The 18771-nt window shown below is 68.3% G+C and carries 21 protein-coding genes; 16 read left to right on the forward strand and 5 right to left on the reverse strand.

Annotated features, from left to right (window positions below; genetic code table 11):
• Positions 1 to 401 precede the first annotated feature (401 nt).
• From VAB18032_RS12200 to VAB18032_RS12240, 10 genes are all read left to right on the forward strand, one after another.
• The gene (locus VAB18032_RS12200) at positions 402 to 950 is read left to right on the forward strand and encodes a hypothetical protein (protein ID WP_043723953.1); all 549 of its coding nucleotides are present in this window, start codon (positions 402 to 404) and stop codon (positions 948 to 950) included.
• 111 nt (positions 951 to 1061) lie between these two features.
• Positions 1062 to 1703, forward strand: a complete 642-nt coding sequence (locus tag VAB18032_RS12205) for a DUF7003 family protein (protein WP_013733139.1) — start codon at positions 1062 to 1064, stop codon at positions 1701 to 1703.
• Between the two features lie 218 nt (positions 1704 to 1921).
• Entirely contained in the window at positions 1922 to 2449 is a 528-nt protein-coding gene (locus tag VAB18032_RS12210; protein ID WP_043720517.1) for a GNAT family N-acetyltransferase, read from the forward strand.
• Positions 2450 to 2529: 80 nt separating this feature from the next.
• Positions 2530 to 2928 carry a hypothetical protein gene (locus VAB18032_RS12215; protein ID WP_043720520.1) on the forward strand — a complete coding sequence of 133 codons (399 nt, stop codon included), beginning with the start codon at positions 2530 to 2532 and terminating at the stop codon, positions 2926 to 2928.
• A 173-nt stretch (positions 2929 to 3101) separates the two neighbouring features.
• Positions 3102 to 3746, forward strand: a complete 645-nt coding sequence (locus VAB18032_RS12220; protein ID WP_013733142.1) for an alpha/beta fold hydrolase — start codon at positions 3102 to 3104, stop codon at positions 3744 to 3746.
• Between the two features lie 311 nt (positions 3747 to 4057).
• The gene (locus tag VAB18032_RS12225; protein WP_013732929.1) at positions 4058 to 4678 is read left to right on the forward strand and encodes an IS110 family transposase; all 621 of its coding nucleotides are present in this window, start codon (positions 4058 to 4060) and stop codon (positions 4676 to 4678) included.
• A gap of 30 nt (positions 4679 to 4708) precedes the next feature.
• Positions 4709 to 4858, forward strand: a complete 150-nt coding sequence (locus VAB18032_RS32845) for a transposase (protein ID WP_013732928.1) — start codon at positions 4709 to 4711, stop codon at positions 4856 to 4858.
• A 104-nt stretch (positions 4859 to 4962) separates the two neighbouring features.
• A complete protein-coding gene (locus tag VAB18032_RS12230; RefSeq protein ID WP_013733143.1) occupies positions 4963 to 5553 on the forward strand; it encodes a DinB family protein in 591 nt (196 codons plus the stop codon).
• Positions 5554 to 5765: 212 nt separating this feature from the next.
• Positions 5766 to 6212, forward strand: coding sequence for a PH domain-containing protein (locus tag VAB18032_RS12235; protein ID WP_013733144.1), 447 nt, complete (start codon positions 5766 to 5768; stop codon positions 6210 to 6212).
• Positions 6213 to 6287: 75 nt separating this feature from the next.
• Positions 6288 to 6878 carry a hypothetical protein gene (locus tag VAB18032_RS12240; protein WP_013733145.1) on the forward strand — a complete coding sequence of 197 codons (591 nt, stop codon included), beginning with the start codon at positions 6288 to 6290 and terminating at the stop codon, positions 6876 to 6878.
• 124 nt (positions 6879 to 7002) lie between these two features.
• Here VAB18032_RS12240 and VAB18032_RS12245 read toward each other — a convergent pair whose 3' ends face one another.
• Positions 7003 to 8055, reverse strand: coding sequence for an aldo/keto reductase (locus tag VAB18032_RS12245; RefSeq protein WP_013733146.1), 1053 nt, complete (start codon positions 8053 to 8055; stop codon positions 7003 to 7005).
• 93 nt (positions 8056 to 8148) lie between these two features.
• Between VAB18032_RS12245 and VAB18032_RS12250 the strand changes: the two genes are divergently transcribed.
• Together VAB18032_RS12250 and VAB18032_RS12255 are read left to right on the forward strand one after the other, a co-directional pair.
• Positions 8149 to 8754, forward strand: coding sequence for a TetR/AcrR family transcriptional regulator (locus VAB18032_RS12250; RefSeq protein WP_232510786.1), 606 nt, complete (start codon positions 8149 to 8151; stop codon positions 8752 to 8754).
• Positions 8755 to 8961: 207 nt separating this feature from the next.
• The gene (locus tag VAB18032_RS12255; protein ID WP_013733148.1) at positions 8962 to 9621 is read left to right on the forward strand and encodes an acVLRF1 family peptidyl-tRNA hydrolase; all 660 of its coding nucleotides are present in this window, start codon (positions 8962 to 8964) and stop codon (positions 9619 to 9621) included.
• Between the two features lie 427 nt (positions 9622 to 10048).
• On the opposite strand, the gene VAB18032_RS12260 is transcribed toward VAB18032_RS12255, so the two are convergent.
• A complete protein-coding gene (locus VAB18032_RS12260; protein ID WP_232510787.1) occupies positions 10049 to 10336 on the reverse strand; it encodes a hypothetical protein in 288 nt (95 codons plus the stop codon).
• 257 nt (positions 10337 to 10593) lie between these two features.
• Here VAB18032_RS12260 and VAB18032_RS12265 point away from each other — a divergent pair, with 257 nt between their 5' ends.
• Positions 10594 to 11565, forward strand: coding sequence for a zinc-binding dehydrogenase (locus tag VAB18032_RS12265; protein ID WP_013733151.1), 972 nt, complete (start codon positions 10594 to 10596; stop codon positions 11563 to 11565).
• Between the two features lie 137 nt (positions 11566 to 11702).
• On the opposite strand, the gene VAB18032_RS12270 is transcribed toward VAB18032_RS12265, so the two are convergent.
• Positions 11703 to 12407: a hypothetical protein gene (locus VAB18032_RS12270; RefSeq protein WP_013733152.1), complete on the reverse strand. Its 705-nt coding sequence runs from the start codon at positions 12405 to 12407 to the stop codon at positions 11703 to 11705.
• A gap of 166 nt (positions 12408 to 12573) precedes the next feature.
• A complete protein-coding gene (locus VAB18032_RS12275) occupies positions 12574 to 13542 on the reverse strand; it encodes an NAD(P)-dependent alcohol dehydrogenase (protein ID WP_043723957.1) in 969 nt (322 codons plus the stop codon).
• Between the two features lie 249 nt (positions 13543 to 13791).
• Between VAB18032_RS12275 and VAB18032_RS12280 the strand changes: the two genes are divergently transcribed.
• The 3 genes from VAB18032_RS12280 to VAB18032_RS12290 all read left to right on the forward strand — a co-directional run bounded on the left by VAB18032_RS12280 (position 13792) and on the right by VAB18032_RS12290 (position 17573).
• Complete coding sequence (locus tag VAB18032_RS12280; protein WP_232510788.1) at positions 13792 to 14406, forward strand: TetR/AcrR family transcriptional regulator; 615 nt, start codon at positions 13792 to 13794, stop codon at positions 14404 to 14406.
• Between the two features lie 1098 nt (positions 14407 to 15504).
• Positions 15505 to 16356: a glycosyltransferase family 2 protein gene (locus VAB18032_RS12285; protein ID WP_013733156.1), complete on the forward strand. Its 852-nt coding sequence runs from the start codon at positions 15505 to 15507 to the stop codon at positions 16354 to 16356.
• Positions 16353 to 17573 (forward strand): CorA family divalent cation transporter, encoded by a 1221-nt coding sequence (locus VAB18032_RS12290; RefSeq protein WP_013733157.1) that lies wholly within the window; start codon positions 16353 to 16355, stop codon positions 17571 to 17573. The genes VAB18032_RS12285 and VAB18032_RS12290 overlap by 4 nt, the downstream gene beginning before the upstream one ends.
• Positions 17574 to 17824: 251 nt before the next feature.
• On the opposite strand, the gene VAB18032_RS12295 is transcribed toward VAB18032_RS12290, so the two are convergent.
• Positions 17825 to 18322: a hypothetical protein gene (locus tag VAB18032_RS12295; RefSeq protein WP_043723966.1), complete on the reverse strand. Its 498-nt coding sequence runs from the start codon at positions 18320 to 18322 to the stop codon at positions 17825 to 17827.
• Positions 18323 to 18771: the final 449 nt, after the last annotated feature.

An 18771-nucleotide genomic window follows, 5' to 3' on the forward strand; every position in this document is an offset into this window, starting at 1 on the left:
CAGAAGAGCGGCCCGGCTGGATAGGCTTGAGAGCCGGCGTACGTCTGTCGTGGCAGGTCTCTGGCACCGGAACTCGGGCCCGGAGGCTTTCCTGGAACTGCGAACCAGGCACGGCTCGTGCTCGATGCCGAAAGGGGCTGACCCACCTACGACGCAGGTCTCGAGTTCAGGGGCTGGCCATGCGGGCTACGGCCGAGACTCCCCAAGCGAGTACCTGCCTGACATACCGGCCGCGCTCCACCTCATCGGGGGGAGCACTGACAGATGAGATGGACGATCCTGAAAGGGGATCGCTGGAACTTCGCGTGTGCTCAGGCAGCAGATCCGGATGCCGGTTCGGTCCCTCAACGCTCCCGGCGTGATGGTCGAGACTGTCGGTCGTCGCTCTTATGATCACGGCCATGTCGGCTGCCTTCACCGCCTTGTGGACCCATGACGTCTGCCGGGAGCTACGCAGGCACTGCGTCGGCCAGCGGCCGCCGGTGGCGTTCAGCGGGGTGCATCAGTCTCTGCCCAGTTGGACCAGCGTCGGTGTCGGCGACGATGTCTTCGCGCTGCATGTCAACCGACACGTGGTCTACGTGGTGAGTCGTCTGCGTGTCGTCGACAAGCAGCGGCGCTCCTGTTGCGGCGCTGCTCCAGCAACCTGGCGCGACCCGGCCTATGCCGGTCATGACGACTGGGCGATGCTCGGCGCCGGCGGATGCGGGGCGAGCCCGGTGCATGTCGAGGCGACGCCGATCCGCTTCGACGTCGCCGTTCCCGGCGACCTGCTCGGCGCGCTGACCTGGCGCAACCGACGCGGAGAACAGCGCACCTTGAAGTACGTCGTCGACGGTCGTCTCGAACGCTCCGTCAGCCTCCAGGGCGTCTATCGTCTGACCGACGAATCCGCCGCTCGATTGGGCGCCCTGCTCGATGGTTCACCGATCCCGACCGGAACGGGGTAGACCCGACCCCACGTGCCTCAGGATCGGTAGCCGTCCTTGACGGTCGACGCGCCTTGACGGCGGATGTGGACGCCTCAGGGTCGCGGCCGAGGCTGACTAGACTGCTCAGTTGTGCGATCGGCTGAGGTCCTCGAACAGCTCGACGCCGCTGCCGAGGAGTTCCTGTTTCCGGACCTCGGCCACGGCTACTACTACGCCGTCGACGCTCGGCTCCATGGGTACCGGGACGCTGGGCGGTGGGCCCTCATCGTCGAGACGGTCGGCTACTCGCCCCGGGCCGGCAACCTCATCGACGTGCTCCACGTGTTCGGCAACTGCCTGACCAGCGGCGAACCTGGCTACGGAAACGGTGACTTTCACGAACGAGTAGACAACTGGAACCAGATAGAGGACCCCGACGAGCCCGAAACCTACCGCGGAGGGCCGGTGGTGGTTCGCGGCCGGACGATCGCAGTTGCTGCCGAGCCGGGCGAGGATCTGGTCAACGTCCTGCGTCAGCTTGTTCCGCGTCATCGCGAGTTGCTCCTGGCCGATGAGGGGGAGTTGCGGCGCCGAATCCCAGTCGACCTACCCGAGGTTCTGCGGCTCGACCAGTGGAACCACCCCGACCTGGTGAGCGGGCTACGCCCCAGCGACTCTGAGACCTTCCACCAGATCGCCGATGTCCTGGCGACCGGAGACCTCAGCCGATACGCGCCCAGCTTGCCGCCCAACACGCACTGGTCGAACTGGCCGGAGTCGGGGAGCCTGTAGCCGGGCGGCCCACCTCTTAGCGGGAGAGCGAAGGCCGTGCACCTGCGGAACCAGCATCCCTCGGCGCGGCTGGAGCACTTCCCGTGCGTTCGAGCCAGCGTGGCTCGGACATCCGCTCATCGGTACGTTCGGGCGCGGGGTCCGGGATCTCCGTCATGCTCCGTAGCGCCCTATCTGCGACCACCAGCGGATGATGGGCAGTGAATAGGGTGGGTGGCATGCGCACGATCGTTAGTGACCGCCTTCTCCTGCGTCCATGGCAGGACGACGACGCCGACTTCCTCCTGGACCTGGAGTCAGGCTCGCAGATCGTAGTCTCCTCCGGCGCGCAACCGACGACCATGAAAACGAGGAAGGACGCGCTCGCGTCGATCAGACGTCTGCGTGCCATCGAACATCCCATTTACGGGAACTGGGCGATCGCCACGGCGAACGGTCGACTGGTCGGCAACCTCCTGCTCCTGCCAATCCCCCCATGGGCGGAACAATCCTTCAGCGGGTCGAACGATGTCGAGATCGGCTGGCACGTGCACCCGGACGCTCGGGGGCAGGGCTATGCCACCGAAGCCGCGGATGCCGTCCTTCGCGATGCCTTCGGCCGTGGGCTGCCGAGGGTCCTCGCCGTGACGGAGCCGGACAACCATGCCTCACAGGCCGTCTGCAGGCGACTCGGCATGACTGCTCTCGGGCGTACGACGAGGTACTACGACACCATCAACGAACTCTTCGAGAAATTGCCCAGTTGATCGGAAGGCCGTGACGGCTGGCGCGCTTCGGGTAGGGCTTCGCCTGAAAACCAGGTCCTGACAGCCGCTACCTTCGGGGCGTGGACGATCCCGAACGCCCCAGCGAGCGCCTCGTCGAGCAACGCCTGCGCAATCGCGCCATGGAAGCGCTGGTCGCCCTGAGCATGGGTGATTCAGGCGTTCGCAGCGTCGGCGTCGGCGACTACATCAACCTGTTCTTCGACGTGATCGACGACGACATCCCGTGGCAGTGGCGCGACTGGTCGTGTTTCACGCCCGAGGAGGTTGAGCGACTCGATGCCGTACATGGACTACTGCAGGCGGCCTGCGTGGTGACGCCCTGGAATGACACTGACGACGACTTCATCGCCTCCGGCTGGCCGGGCAGGATTCAACCCGCTGCTCGCGCGGCGTTGGACGTCATGCAGGCACGGGGCCGATTCCGGGAGGACGCCGAAGAAGAGAATCCCTCCGAGTAGTACCGCTTAGCGACTGGACAGCGCTGAGGCGCGCAGCGCGGCAGATCCGGTCGTCGCAGGACAACGCTTCCGGCCCGATGCGTGATCCTGCCGTGAGGTCGCCGGTAGGTGGCCGGGTGTGGCGTATCGGGCGGCGCTACTGACTGTCGTACCCCTGTGTGAGGCTGTGACGCATGGCGACTTTCGTTCTGATCCACGGTGGTGGCGGCAGTTCCTGGGACTGGCATCTGCTGGGCCCTGAGCTGGCCGGACGGGGCCACGACGTGGTGGTGCCGGAGCTGCCGATCGAGGATAGGGCGGCAGGCTTCGCCGAGTTCTGTGAAACGGTCGTCAATGCCGTCGGCGATCGCAGCAACCTCGTCGTCGTCGGACACTCCTATGGTGCGTTCACGGCGCCGCTGATCGCTGACAAGCTGCCTGTGCGGCTCATTGTCCTGCTTACTCCCATGATCCCGAAGCCGGGTGAGAGTCCCGGCGACTGGTGGGGCAACACCGGTCACCGCAGCGCGGACGGGTTCAGTGAGGAGGAACAGTTCTACAATGGTGTGCCGGCCGAAATTGTCGCGGAGGCTTCGGCGCATGGCCGCGACCAGGTCAGCGCAGAATGGAACGAGCCGTGGCCCCTGGGTGCCTGGCCGGACGTGCCGACGAGGGTGCTCATCGCCCGCGAAGACCGATTCTTCCCGCCCGACTTCCAGCGCCGCGTGGCGGCCGACCGCCTCAATGCCGTACCGGATGAAATCGACGGTGGCCACGCGGTGGCGCTCAGCCATCCGAAGCAACTCGCCGACCAGCTGACCGCGTACTTGCCGCGCTGAGGCGCTGCGCCCGGTGCCAGCCGCGCGAATACAGGCGGCGCGGATCGCGGCTACTTGTTTCATTGACCTGCGACCGTTGCCCGGCCAGGCTTCGGTCGAGGCGCCCGGGTTGTCGCTCTCATTGCGGCTGCCCACGCTGGTCGTGTGGCTCTCATTTGGCCTGCGCGGCCCGGGCGTCGCCCCAGGGCGGGGAGAGGCTCAAGAGGGGTTTGCTCGGCTCGAAGTAGCGTTGCCCTCCCGGCTCGACAACCCAGGTGGATCGAGCATCGGAGGACACGTTGACTGTCACACCGAGTCGTGTGGTCATCGGGATGGACCCGCACAAGCGTTCGGCAACGATCGAGGTCATGGCTGGCGACGAGACCGTCGTCGGCGGCGGCCGGTTCGACACCGACCGCGACGGCTACACGGCGATGCGAAAGTACGCCGGTCAGTGGCCGCACCGGGTGTGGGCGATCGAGGGCTGTCAGGGCATCGGCCGGCACATCGCCAACCGGCTGCTGGCCGACGGCGAGCAGGTCGTCGACGTTCCACCGAAGCTGTCCGCCAGGGCGCGGGTGTTCGCCACCGGGCAGGGCCGCAAGACCGACGCCACCGACGCCCACTCCATCGCGCTGGTCGGCACCCGCATGACCGGACTACGCCCGGTGGTCAACGACGAGCAGCTTGCCTTGCTGCGGATCCTGGTCGACCGGCGCCGTTGCCTCGGTGTCGACCACACCCGGATGGTGTCCCAGCTGCACCAACTGCTGCTGGAGCTGATCCCGGGTGGGGCGAAGAAGAGTCTGTCCGCCGCCCAGGCCAAGACACTGCTGGCCACGGTCCGGCCCCGCGACGCGGTCGGCAAGGCCCGACGGCGGGTCGCCGCGGAGCTGATCGCCGACCTCGAACGGATCTACCGACGCTCCAAGGAAGCCGACAAGGAACTGTAGGAGCTGGTCGCTTCCACCGGCACCAGGTTGATGGACCTGCACGGCATCGGACCCTCCGGCGCCGCCCGGCTGCTGGTCGAGGTCGCCGACATCACCCGGTTCCCCGACCGGGCTCACTTCGCCTCCTGGACCAGACCCGCCGAAACCCAGCATAGAACTCTCCTCTCGGCGGTGTCTTGACACAGAGGGGAGCCAGATGCGTGCACCGGCCGGCCCAGCCAGACGCTGATCTTGCAGGCAGCGCATGCAGAGATGGCTCGGGCGGATGAGGAAGACTGGCAGGCATGGCTGATCTGGGCGACCCGAAGGCTGCGCTGCACCACTACCTGCAGGCGATGCGCGACAACCTAATCTGGAAGCTCGACGGGTTGAGTGAACGCGAGGCCAGGCTGCCCCGCACCGCAACCGGCAACAACCTGCTGGGAGTTCTCAAGCACTGCCTCCATGTCGAAGCCGGCTACTTCGGGCCCACCTTCGGGCGTGAGTTCCCGACGCCTGAGGAACTGGTTCCCATGCAGGTGTTCGAGGAGGACCCGCAGGCAGACTGGTACGCGCGGGAGGGCGAGACGAAGGATGGGCTGATCGACCTGTATCGCCGTGTCGGGGTGTTCGCGGATCAGACGATCGAACAGCTACCCCTCGACGCGCCGGGGCATGTGCCGTGGTGGCGCCCAGGCGAGAGGGATGTGACGCTGCACAGGATCATCATCCACGTGACGTGCGACCTTGCCCGGCACGCCGGTCACGCCGACATCATGCGCGAGCAGCACGACAGGGCGATCGGCTTGCGGCGGGAGAACGCCGGTGTTCCCCACGACTACGACTGGCCGGCGTACGTCACCAAGCTGACGAAGCTCGCTGACCGGTTCGGTTAGCCACCCGGTCCCGTCGATACAGGCAGACAGGGCAGTATCCGCTCATCGACACGACCGAGTGCCGACCTGATTTGTGGTGACAGCGCGTAGCGGGCGGTCGACGGCAGGCCCATGCCTGCTGGTCTTGACCGCGGTTGGTGGCAACGGCTCGATGCCGCAGCAGATCCGGGCTCGGCCGCTGATCGGGGGAGGCCGCCGTAGCATGTTCCGCCATGAGGCCGATCGTCATCAGGCCCCGCATCCAGATCCCGGTCCTGGTCGTGCTCTCTGCCGTGTGGGCCCTGTTGGGCGTCACCTACTTCACGTCGGGGGACGTGGTGGCCGAACGCGACTGGTTCGGCATCGTGCTGGGATCCCTACTCCTCGCGAGCGGGATGGCGGGGGTGTGGCGCGCTCTGCGCCTCGGCGTGGTCGTTGACGCAGCAGGTGTCCGTGTCCGCAACTTCGCCAGCCGGGACCAGATCATACCGTGGAACTCACTCCAGTCGATCGATTGCCTGCAGGTCGACGTACGGGCAGGCATACCGCTCTACGCTCCTGTCCTGCATTTTCACAGCGACGTCGACGCCGTGCCGCTGCCTACGCTCGGCTCGTACTCACGGCACGCCGTGGAGCGCACAGTCGACGAGCTGCGAAGCCTCGCAAACGGCACGGGGTAATCCTGATCGGGTTGCCAGGCGGGCGCCCGAACAGCGGATGAGTCCGATGCCCGGGAGCCGTGCGCTGGACTGCGCGTGCTGAACCGTTTCGTTGAGGCGCCGTGGCAGCGGCATGATCGGGTGGTGGTTGAGGCAGCCGAGGGTCGATGGTTCCCAGACGAGATCGGTCGCAACGAGGGGGAGATCGCCTTCCTGGAACAGCTTCGGCGGGAAGCATCCGGCTGGGACGTCGACGGGCTCTCGCCGGAGGACGACACCTCGTCGCAGGTGTGGCTGGCGCCGCTGTACGTCGACGTTGATGTTCCCGGGCTCACCATCCGGCGTCGCACCCTGCAGGTTGGTTACTGGACCAACGGGCCATTCGGACAGGCACTCCACGGTGTGTGGGGCGACGACTACCTGCTGGACGACCACGACGGCAACGATCCCGAGAACCTGACCGTGGTCGGGGTGCGGGCCAGCCATGAGAACTACGCGCAGTGGGCCGCCGCCTGGCTGCTGCGTCAGCTGAAACGGCCTGTCGTACGGGAGGAATGGCTGACCGGGGATCGCGTGGCCGCCGCGACATGGCGGCTGGACGATACCGGCCGTGTCCTCGCCCGGCACGGCAACGGTTTCCGCCGCCTCATGCGCCGCCGCGCTGACCGTGTTGTCACGGTGAGGTGAGCCGCGTGATGCTCTGCCGGACCGGGACACCTGGGTTGCCGGGCACGCCGATCGCCGCTTCGGCGACGACGTCAGCCATGCTCACACGAATCGCGGACGCCCCGCAGTACTTGTGGCGTGATGATCAGGCGGCGCCACGCTCGCTGACCGGCCGGCGGCGCAGGTTCGGGTTCAGCAGGGCCGGGGGCAGGTAGGCCTGGTCGAGCCGGGTGACATCGGTGCCGGGCGTGACGATTTCGTCGATCCGGTCGAGGATCTCGTCGGTGAGCGTGACGTCGACGCCCGCGAGAAGGTTGTCGAGGTGCTCGATCGTGCGCGGGCCCAGGATCGCGCTGGTCACGCCGGGGTGCGCGATGGCGAATGCCATGGCGAGGTAGGTCAACGGCATGCCTGCGTCGTCGGCGAGCGGGATGAGTTGTTCGACGACGTCGATCCGGCGCTCGTCGGTGAGGTGCGTGGAGAGGCGGGCACGACGCAGATCGTTCTGTTCGCCCCTGCGGACCCGACCGGTGAGCATTCCCTGCCCGAGCGGGCCCCACACCAGCGTGCCCATCCCGTAGCGCTGCGCGGCCGGCAACACCTCGCTTTCCATGCTGCGGTTGAGGATCGAGTAGGGCGGCTGCTCGGTGTGGAAACGTTCCAGCCCGCGTCGCTCGGCGACCCACTGGGCCTCGATGATGTCGGATGCGGGCATCGTGGATGACCCGATCGCCCGGACCTTGCCGCTGCGGATCAGGTCGGAGAGCGCGGAAAGCGTCTCCTCGATGTCGGTGTCGGGGTCCGGACGATGGATCTGGTACAGGTCGATGTAGTCGGTCTGCAGACGGCGCAGCGAGCCCTCGACCGCGTTCATGATCCAGCGGCGGGAGGCACCTCGCTGGTTGGGGTCGACGGCCGCGCCCGGCGCCCGGGGCAGCGCGTTCAGCCGGGGAAAGCCCACCTTGGTCGCGAGGATGACGCTGTCCCGGCGTCCCTTGAGGGCCCTGCCCACGATCTCCTCCGAGTCGCCGTAGGCATCGGCGGTGTCGACAACGTTGATCCCCGCGTCCAGCGCCTTGTGAATGACCTTGATCGAGTCGTCAGGGTCGGGGTTCCCGATCACCGTGGCGAACATCAGCGTGCCGAGTGCGTACGGGCTGACCTTCATGCCGGTCCGGCCCAGGGTGCGGTACAACATGAGCGTCTCCTTGCGGTATCGTGGCTATCCGGAAACCCTTTCCGGAACTAACTATACGGAAAAGCTTTCCGGATAAGCAAGGGAGGCGTAGCAGTGTCCGACAACACAGCAGAATCGACTGCTCGCGAACGCGCTCCGCGCCGGATGCGCACCGACGCGCGCCGCAACGTCGAGGCCCTGCTCGAAGCGGCGAAGACGGTCTTCAGCACCGCCGGCGTCGACGCCCCCGCCAAAGAGATCACCGATCTGGCCGGCGTCGGCGTCGGCACGCTCTACCGGCACTTTCCGCAGCGCTCGGACCTGATCAAAGCCGTCATCGAGCGCGAGATCGACGCCTGCGCCGATGCGGCCCCGGCACTGGCCGCCGCGCACGAGCCGGGGATCGCCCTCGCGAGGTGGCTCGACCGGTTCACCGCGTTCGTCGCCACCAAACGCGGATTCGCCGCAGCCCTGCACTCCGGTGATCCGACGTTCGACGGCCTGCCCGGATATCTCATGCAGAAGCTAGGGCCGGCCCTCGAGTCCTTGCTCGACGCCGCGACAGCCAGCGGCGAGGTCCAGGCCCGGATCAGTGCCCAGGACCTGCTGTACGCCGTAGCGAAACTGTGTGCGCCCATGCCGAACGAGGAACCCGAATACGGTCGGCGCATGGTCGCGCTCCTCGTCGACGGACTACGGTCCGGCGAATCCCCACACTGACATTCACCTCGGTGGGCGACGCGTGCAGCGCCGAGGTAGACGCCGGCGTCGGCGAGACGACACCCCACGGGCACCTCGTCCAACGGGCGTCGTGAACGCCCCCATCTCGGCTGGAACCGGATATCACTGGGGCTGTCCTCGATGGCGCGACCCGCTTCATGTGAGCATGGTGGGCGCAGGCCAGCCGTTGCGATAGGCGGTGTTCACGTGGTCAAGGCGCGACTCGCCGCGGGTGGCGGGCGGTGGGTGGAGATCTCACCGGAGCGCATTCGTGGTTGGCTCGACGGCTTCTACAGTCGCCACGACGGCGCCACCGAGCAGGGCCTGGTGCTGACTGGCGCGAGCAACGGTGACACCGCCACGCTGTATCCGCCGCCGGGGCTTGCCGACGTGAAGGATGTCGACACGCTGCTGGCCCGCATCATCAGACCACCCCGGATCGCCGTACTGCTGGCCCGTAAGGGCGCGGTTGCCGCCGGTGTCGTGGACGGTACGACCATCACCGTCTCCAAGGTCGAGCGCTTCTATGTGCAGGGTCGCACCGCGGCCGGCGGATCCTCGCAGCAGCGCTACGCGCGTCGCCGCGCCAACCAGGCCCAGGCCGCCACGTCGCGGGCTGCGGACATCGCCGCGCGAATCATGCTGCCTCATGTGCCCGGTGTTGTCGCCGACCCGCACGATGCCATCAGTGCCCTGGTCTGTGGCGGTGACCGGTTGATGATCGACGAGGTGCTGACGGACCGGCGTCTGGGGCCACTGGCACTGCTGCGTCATCCACACCTGCTCGAATCCGCCGAGCCCCGTCTGGCTGTCCTGGAGGATGCGGCGGTTGCGGCCAGACGGATCCGCATCCATTTGATGCCGTGACCACGATCAGGTCCAGCAGGGTGGCGACGACCCGGCCGGGATGAGGCGCGACGGCCCCACAGTGCCGGGACCTGTGCGCGATGTCCCCGTAACCCGCCCGCTTCGCCAGAAGCGCCCGTCTATGCCTGGTGGACCGTAACGACGTCCACTTCGTTGCCTTCCAGATCGATGAGGCTTCGACGAGGAGCGTTCTCGGTGGCGATCCATCCTCCAGCGGCTACAGCCCCGTCGATGCGGGCTTGGACCTGGTCGTCCGGACAAGAAGCACCACCGTCGCCGGTTGACACCGTGAAGCCCACCAGGCGCCCAGCTCAGCTTCGTGCCGGAACTCGAGCAGGAGCGCGGCGGTGGTGGCGGCCAGGACGGCCGCCACCACCGTACGGGTGATCGGCGGGCATGGGCGGTGGCCCCGTAGATCAGGTTCTGATCAGAAGGGGGGCGCGTCCTCGCCCATCAACGCCAGCACGACGCCGCCCTTCCCGCGCTTGAGGTTCTGGATCACGACCTTGCCGGTGCTGCCGTCGGGCAGCTCCAACGTAAAGGTCTTCCCGACCGCGTTCTTGGGGCCGTTGCCGGCGCTGTTGGCGGGTCGGAAGTCGCCTGCCCACGGCGGGGTCCCACCCTTGCGGGCGGGTTCGGCGAAGAGTGCGGCGGTGCCGGGGGTCCTGGTGCCGTCCGAGGAGACAAGCACTGAGGCGCTGCGATAGGTAGCCATTACGCCAAGGCTATCCCGGACTGCGTTCATTTCACGGCACCACAACGGAGTCGTGGCGCGCAACGGCCAGGGGGAGCGACCTTGATCTGCTCTCGCCCCTCGGGTTGACGGTGCGGTGGTCGCAGCCCGAGCTGGGGCCCGGTCGCCGCACCTGCAGCTTCGACGGGTGCACGGGCCGCCAGCTCGATTGACTTCAACAAAGCTTGAGGTTGCATGCTTTCGGCGTCCCGCTGTGGCGAACGATGGGAGCAGTTGGTATGCGGGTGGTTCACGCGATGCGTTTCGGGGGTCCCGAGGTCCTGGTTCCGGGTGAGATGCCGGATCCGGTGGCCGGGCCGGGCCGGGTGGTGGTCGAGGTGGCGGTGGCGGGCATGACGTTCGTCGAGACGCAGATTCGGCGTGGCGCCGACAGGTGGCACGAACGGCCGCGGTTGCCGTATGTGCCGGGCGGTCTGGTGGCCGGGCTGGTGAGTGCGGTCGGGGCGCAGGTGGATCCGGCTTGGTTGGGGCGGCGTGTTGTCGCCAGTACGGGAGAAACCGGTGGGTTCGCCGAGCGGGCGGTGGCGATGGTCGGGGACCTTTTCCCGGTGCCGGACGGCCTGGGCCTGCCAGAGGCCACCGCCCTGTACAGCGACGGCAGCACAGCCCAGGGCCTGGCCGAACACGCCACACCGGGTCCCGGTGACTGGGTTCTGGTCGAGGCGGCGGCGGGTGGGGTGGGCAGCATGCTGGTGCAACTCGCCCGCGCTGCAGGCGCACAGGTCGTCGGAGCCGCTCGCGGATCGCGGAAACTCGATCTGGTCCGGGACCTTGGTGCCGATGCGGTGGTCGACTACTCCGAACCGGGCTGGACCACCCGGGTGCGTGAGGCGACCGGTGGCGCGGGACCGGATGTGGTGTTCGACGGTGTCGGCGGCGAGATCGGGCGGGCCGCGTTCGATGTGACGGCCCGCGGCGGCCGTTTCTCGGTGCACGGCGCCGCCAGTGGTGAGGTCACAGTCATCGACCCTGTGAAGGCACGCCACAAGGGCGTGACGGTGATCGGCATTGAACAGCTCTTTGGCTTCGCACCGCATCTGCGGCGATGGGCAGCGCGGATGATGTCGCAGGCGGCAGAGGGAGTCGTCCGGCCGATCATCGGGCAGACCTTTCCGTTGGAGCGTGCCGCTGAAGCACACGCCGCAGTCGAAAACCGCACCGCGGTGGGAAAGACCCTGCTGCTGATCTGAGACATTGCACCCGGGAGTCGCTGGCCCGGCCACCTCAACCGTTACTGAGAATCGGCCACTGTCCGCCACACAGCCAGGACTCGACCAGACGGCCCTCCACGGACTCATCGCCCGCGTGCGCGACCTCGGCGCCGCCCTCATCTCGGTCCCGACCGGACGAGACGCACGCCGGTCGCGAGCAGCCAGACGAGCCAGGCGGCGAACCCTAGGAGCCCAACGAAGATCAGCTCCGAGCCGTCGGCGATTGCGAGGCTGCCGAGCCCCGCGGCGAGCAGCAGGCTCCCGCCTACCAGGCCCAGCAGGCGCTGCCAAGGCGGAGTCAGCCCGCTCGCGTGCGCGGCGAGGGCCGCGCCGATGAAGGTGGTGCCGAGCGTCGGCAGCGCCAGCGCGAACGCCGCCGCGTGAACATGCCAGACGAGCTCGAACGCGGGTGTCGGCTCGGCGAGCCCGTCGGCGGAGAGCACGAGCCCGATCTGCAGGACGTTGACAAGCACGAAGATGGCCGACAGCGTCGCGCCGGCGGCCACGGCGAGGCGCGACCAGTCGGCGCCCGCTTCGCCTTGCCGCTGCACGAGGCCGTGCAGGCCCGTCACGAACACGAGCAGCAGCGGCAGGTTCAGGGCCACCTGACTGGACGCGATCGCGACCGGATCGCGGTTGGCTGCGTAGTAGGCCAGTACTTCCTCGATCGGAGCGCCGAAGGTCGGCGCGCCCGTTCCCGCCAGCACCGCGTTCTCTATTGCCACCGACACCGCGAACGCGATCGCCGCGGTGCCGACGAGGCGGCCTCGACCGAACCGGCTGCGGGCTGGCGTGGTGGCGGTGTTCTGCGGTGATCTCATCTTCTCCGCCCTTCGTTTCGGTCGGTTGGCGGGTTGTCGAGCAGGTTCGGGGTGTTCGTTCGGATGGTCGTCGGTTCTTCCTTCGACAGGAGCGGTCGGTGCGGGGGAGTGGCGGCAGGTTTGGGCGTGCATACGCACGGGTGGGGTCGTTCTTGTCGCCCGGTTGTCAGATGGTGACGACGACCTTCCCTCGGGTGTGGCCGGCCCCGACGTAGCGGAGGGCGTCGGCTGCTTCGTCGAGGGGGTAGGTGCGGTCGATGACCGGCGTGACCTGCCCGGTCGCGAGCAGGTCGGCCAGGGTGAGCAGGTCCTGGCGCTTCTCGACCGACACGAGGGGCTTCAGCCGCTGACGGGTGAACCCGGACAGCACGCGCGCTTTGACGATCCGACCGAGGGGGCCGAGCCAGCGACCGCCGCGTCCGCTGATGGGGATGAGGGTGCCGGTGGGCGTCAGCGCTCGGCGGACAGCCGCCAAGGGCTGGGTTGCCACGTTGTCGAGGATGATGTCGTAGCGCTTCTCGGTGCGGGTGAAGTCGGTCGTCGTGTAGTCAACGACGTGATCGGCGCCGAGCGACCGGACCAGATCGAGGTTGGGGGTGCTGCACACACCCGTCACCTCGGCACCGAACGCCTTGGCGATCTGTACGGCGAAGGAGCCCACGCCGCCCGACGCGCCCGTGACCAGCACCGTCTGGCCCGGTTGAACGTTCGCGATGTCGCGCAATGCCTGCAACGCCGTCATGGCCGAGGTGGGGACCGCTGCCGCGTCCACGATCGACAGGTTGGCGGGCACGGACACGAGGTTGTCCGCCGGGACGCGGGCGTACTCCGCGAGTGTTCCGGCGGTGCTCCAGCCGAACACCTCGTCGCCGGGGCGCAGAGCGGTGACATCCTTCCCGACCGCTGCCACCACGCCGGCGAGGTCCCTGCCAGGGATGCCGTGGCGCGGCCGGCGGAGCCCGAACGCCAGGCGCAGCACGTACGGCTCACCGGTCATGACGAAGTAGTCGCCGGGATGTACTGAGGCCGCGCCGACCTGGACGAGCACATCGCCTCGACCGGGCAGCGGTAGCCCGACGGTGGACGACGTGAGCAGTGAGGGTGGGCCGTAGCGGTGCCGGACGGCGGCCCGCATCGTCGCCGCCCCGGCCGCACGGGCCCCTGGCGCCAGGCGTGCCGGGTCGTTCGATCGCTGTTCGGTTCCCATCGGAGCCTCCTCGTGTCCCGGCTGCGACTCCCGCCGTCTCGTACACTGTACGTCGTACGCTGTACTATGGGCGTACGCTGTACGATTGTCAAGCCGTTCGAGGGAGCGAGGAGACCTGTGTCTGCAAGGGAACAACGTCAGGGCGCGTCAGACGCGGGGCTGAGCAAGCAACGGGTGGTGCTCGAGGCGATCCGGCTCGCCGACCGCGAGGGGGTCGACGGGCTGAGCATGCGCCGGCTGGCTGGCGCGCTCGGCGCGGGCGCGATGTCGCTCTACCACTACGTGGCGAACAAGGACGAGTTGCTGGACGCCATGATCGACGTCGTGTTCGAGGAGATCGAGCTCCCGCCCGAAGGGACCGACTGGCAGTCAGCGATGCGACGGCGGGCGCTGTCCGCCCGACAGGTTCTCGCCCGTCACCCGTGGGCGATCGGCCTGATGGAGTCGCGGGCGTCGCCCGGGCCCGCGAACCTGCGCCACCGCGAAGCGGTCATCGCCTGCCTGCGCAGGGCCGGCTTCCCGGTTCTGATGGCGACGCACGCCAACTGGTTGCTCGACAGCTATGTCTACGGTTTCGCCCTGCAGGAAGCCAGCCTGCCGTTCGACACCGCCGATGAGCTCGCGGACATGACCGAGGACGTCTTCCTGCCCCAGCTTCCTCCTGACGAGTTCCCCTACCTCAACGAGTCCGCCGCGGCACTCGTCGCTGCCGGCTACGACCCGGCAGAGGAGTTCATCTTCGGTCTCGACCTCATCCTGGCCGCCCTCGATCCCCTGAGAGCCTCCGCATAGCAACGCTCACGGACCGTCGCGCGGCCCTCTGCACCGATCCATCACCTCGGAACGAACCCCACCCGCGACGGCGTCGCCGCCTGGGCCAACGGCCGCACGTCCGGCCGACGCCCTCGCCTTGCCCAACTCGGCGCGACTGACCAGGCACGCGTCGCCTTCCGCGCCGGTGCCAGCATCGCCGCTCTGGCCCGCGAACACGGCGTCAAACGTGGCGCGATCCGCACCGCGGCCATGCTCGACACCGACGGCATGCCCTCCGCCGACCGCACGGCACACCGGATCCACGATGGCCGGTCGACCGCCGCAGCAACCCGCGCACCGGGCCAATAGGCGCCCTGACAACCGGCCGGCCACGCTCTGACAGCCTTTTCACGGCTACTGTGCGGCCGTCGTTGGCACGATGCGGCGTATCGCTGCGATTTGGTGGCCCGACTACCACTGGCCCTGCGAATCGCCGCCGAACGCGCTTCCCGCTACCCCCAACACACCCTCGGCGAACTGATTCAAGACCTCCGCGACGAATCTGGCCTGTGGGAACTACTCGCCACCGGCGACGACGAATCCAGCAGAGTCCGCAGCGTGTTCGCCTGGTCCTACCAGGCGCTACCCGCCGACGCCGCCAGCCTGTTCCGTCTGCTCGGCCTGCGCTCCTGCGCGGACTTCTGCACCAATGCCGCGGAACGCCAGCCGCCAGACCGAGAAGCCTCACCAGCCCGTCGTCGCCGGACTCCAAGCGGCGAGATGCAGCGCCCAGACGTGGTTGATGCAGATAGGTGGCGTTGGTCAGGTACGGCAGGACCCCGGGCCGCCGTGGGGCCGGTGTCCGCGCTCGGCCGCGAGGAACTGGCGGGCTTCGTCGGCGGTGAGGGGTTCGGGGAGGCCACGCCTGATCGGTGAATTCGGCGTCGGTGCCGGAGGCGGGGATCTCGCGCACGTCGAGCTGTTCGCCCCAGGTGAGTTCGCGTTCGCCGACCGCGTCCGACTCGACCGTGACGCGGACCCGAGTGGCGGCGGGAGCTGGCTGGTGCCGGCCTGCGTGCTGGCGGTAACGGCACCAGGCGGTCCGCCCACCCCTGCCCAGACAGCTAGGATCACGCAATGATCAGCGTCATCACGCCTGTTCTGCCGGCTCACGTTGACATGCTCGCCCAGGCCCACGAATCCCTGCTCTCGCAGGACAGCGGCCCGGACTGGGAGTGGCTGATCCAGATCGACGGCACCCCAGACGGGCCGGTCGACGAGACTTTCCCGGCGGCGGCCACCGACGGCCGGATCCGGGTTGCGGCCAACGGGGAGAGACTCGGTGTCAGCGCGACGCGTAACCGGGCCCTGCTGCGCTCCACCGGGCGCTGGGTGGCGCCGCTCGACGCCGACGACGAGTTCTTCCCGAACACGCTCGCGCTGCTCTCCGAGCCACTGCGTACCCGCCCGGAGGTGTCGTTCGTCTTTGGTGAGAGCGTCGACGTCTTCCCGGACGGCAAGCGGCTGGCCCGCTTCACCCGCCGGCCGTACGAGCCGGGGTCGGTGCCACCCGGGCGCCTGGAGGACATCTGGCGGCACCACAAGAACCTCTTCTTCCACCCGGGTGCAGTGATGTTCGACCGGACCTGGCTGCTCGCCGCCGGTGGCTGGCCGGCCGGTACGGAGATGGAAGACCAGGATGTCCTGCTGGCCATCTCGACGTTCGCGTCGGGGTGGTACGTGCCGCACCCGGTCCACCTCTACCGGCAGCACCGGGACCAGACTGTGCGGACCGCCCGGTTCGAGTCCAACCGGGAGAGCTACCGCCGGTGGAGTCACACCCGACTGGTCGCGCTACGCACGCTGCGCGGCGACGATCCCGACGAATTGCGGATGCTGGAGACGCCCTTGCCCTCGCCCGAGGAGATCAGCACGTTCACCACGGCCGAATGGCAGGCCGAGATCGCAGGTCAGGTCACCGCCGGATGAGCTCACTGGCCACCTGCGAACTACAGGTCACCCGGAACGATCAGGAACTGAGGCTGGTCACCGGCGCCCGGGCCGAGATCGAACGACGCAACCGCACGCTCCTCGACACAGACAACTTCCGACACGAGGTACTCGGGGCCGGCTGGATCAGCGACGGCACCGACCTGGCCGCGATGGTCGCCGCCGGTGTGGACGGCTGGGACCTGGAGATCGGCGAGCCCGGGCCCGCTACCACCGCCGCGTTGCGGCTGCTCCTTGCCGACCTGCTGCCGGCCGGGGCGGTGGACGAACTGGCCGCGTTGGCTGACGGGCTGCGCGACGAACCGATGCCCTGGCACACCGAGTGGATCCCGCCGGTCCCGCCGCCCCTGGCCCGCGAGGGCGCCGTCTGGTTCGACGTGCTGGCGCCGTCGGTGAACTGGCGGCAGGACGACACCGCCGCCGATCCGGTGGCGCACTACCGGCACGCCCGAATCATCTGGGCGCCGCGCTGGTGCGTCGTCGTCTGGAGCGGACGGACCGGGGGCGAGGGCTCGAAGTACCGGACGTGGGGGCTGCCGGACCGGCGCCTGGAGGACCAGTCGGCGGGCGGCAGCGGCGCGGAGCGGATGGCCCGCGTCCTGCGCGCGGTGGTGCGGCACATCGAGTGGTCCGTCGACATGGTCGACCTGGAACTGGAGACCTGGGAGAACTACTTCCTGGCGCAGGCGGCGGGCGATGGCGGCCTGTTCGTCGGGCCGGACTTCAACCGCCTGCAGCGCCACCTCGCCTTGCTCGGGCACGGCACCGCGCTCAACCGGGACGCCGTGCGTACCCTGGTCCGCCGGATCGAGATCCAGCCCGGCATCCCGGGCGACGTCCGCGACCTCGTCAGGGAGAAGTGTGAGCGGTTCCTGTCCCAGTCGCAGGCGCAGCGCCGGGCGGTCCGGCAGTCGTTCGACCTCATCGCCAACGCCACCTCTGGCCAGCAGTTCCGGCTGGCCCAGGAACGCGCCGACCGGGACGGCGCCTTCCAGGCCATCGTAGGAATCCTGGCTGCCGTCTTCGTGGCGCCCGCCCTGATCGCCGCGTTCTACGGGGCGAACCTGAAGGGCCTGCCGGGCGCCGACGCGCGGGAAGGGCTCTGGTACATGCTGCTCGGTTCGGTCCTCGCCGGACTGATCAGCGTCTGCCTGATCCTGGTGGTGCGGGCACGGTCCCGCCGTCCCCGGAGCTGAGCGTCCGGTGGCGAGCCGCCGGGCTGGTGGCGCCCAGCCACCGGGACGCCACCTGGGAGGGGATTGGCCGCCTGCGGCCAGCTGCGCACCCGGGAGCCAAAGCCGCGTTGGGTGAGGGTTTGGCCAACTGCGCCACTGTGGAGGTGTCTGCCGGTGGGGCGGTCCGCGGTACGAGAGCCGACTCAGGCTGTCCCGGCAGCGTCCGTACGCGCGTCAAGGTGAACTTGACGCGGTAGGGCGTTGCGGTCTGCTCACCGGCGCGGATCGACGTTAGCGAGCTCGGCGTCCAGCAGATGGGCTGCTTCCTCGACCGTGGCCACGAATTCCTCGGGCGGGATCCTGGCGATGAAGACCTTGCTCAGGTCCTCTGCAAAGGGATGGTCGTCCCGCCAGAACTCGAAGACGATCACCAGGTCGTCGTCCAGATAGCCGTACATGGAGACGTTGTCGACCGTCTCTCCCCACCGCATGAACCAGAACTGCTCCCGGAACTCCGTCTCGTCTGCGTGGAGCAGCCGGAAGATCTCCTCCGGTGCGCGGCCCGGGAAGGGACAGGGCTTGACGTCACGTCGGCGCACCTGCGCCGCGCTTGACCGCATAACGCGGATGAAGAACGGGAGGAAGGCCCAGTTGTCCTCGGTGGTCAGCCGTTTGCCAGCCGCCCACAAGTCGACGACGCGGAGTTGATGTGACCCGACCCTACCGACCTCCACGGCGAAGGTGGCCCGGTCACCGAAGCGTCGCGTCATCAGCCCGCCGGCGCAGTCATAGGAAAGGCCGTGCCTGGCTGGGTAGGTTGCCATCCCTCGGCCAGTGCTGCTCGGACTATCGCCGCGATTGTCGACGGGAGAGCGGGCACCGCCGGCCCGCCAAACCAGTTGCTCGGATGGTTCTGAGGCATGCTGACCAGCAACACCCTGCCCTTGCAATCGACCTGTGCGACAGCGACAGCGAGTGGCTTCTCACACAGGGCTTGGGCATAGGTTGGTCTGGCGCGCACTCGTCACCTGTAGGTGATCCCGTCAACCGTGATGAGCCGAGAGCCCTTCTTGACCAACGCCATGACGACCCTCCTCGACGTCAGATGCCTGTGCCCGTAGCGCGCCCGATGCACTGGTCAGTATGGGGCGGCCGAGAAACCCGGGCAGGAACAAGCCTGCCCGACCGACGAAGCCCACCACCGCCGAGCCAGGTGACA

This window comes from Micromonospora maris AB-18-032, assembly GCF_000204155.1.
In the GTDB taxonomy this organism is placed as follows: domain Bacteria; phylum Actinomycetota; class Actinomycetes; order Mycobacteriales; family Micromonosporaceae; genus Micromonospora; species Micromonospora gifhornensis.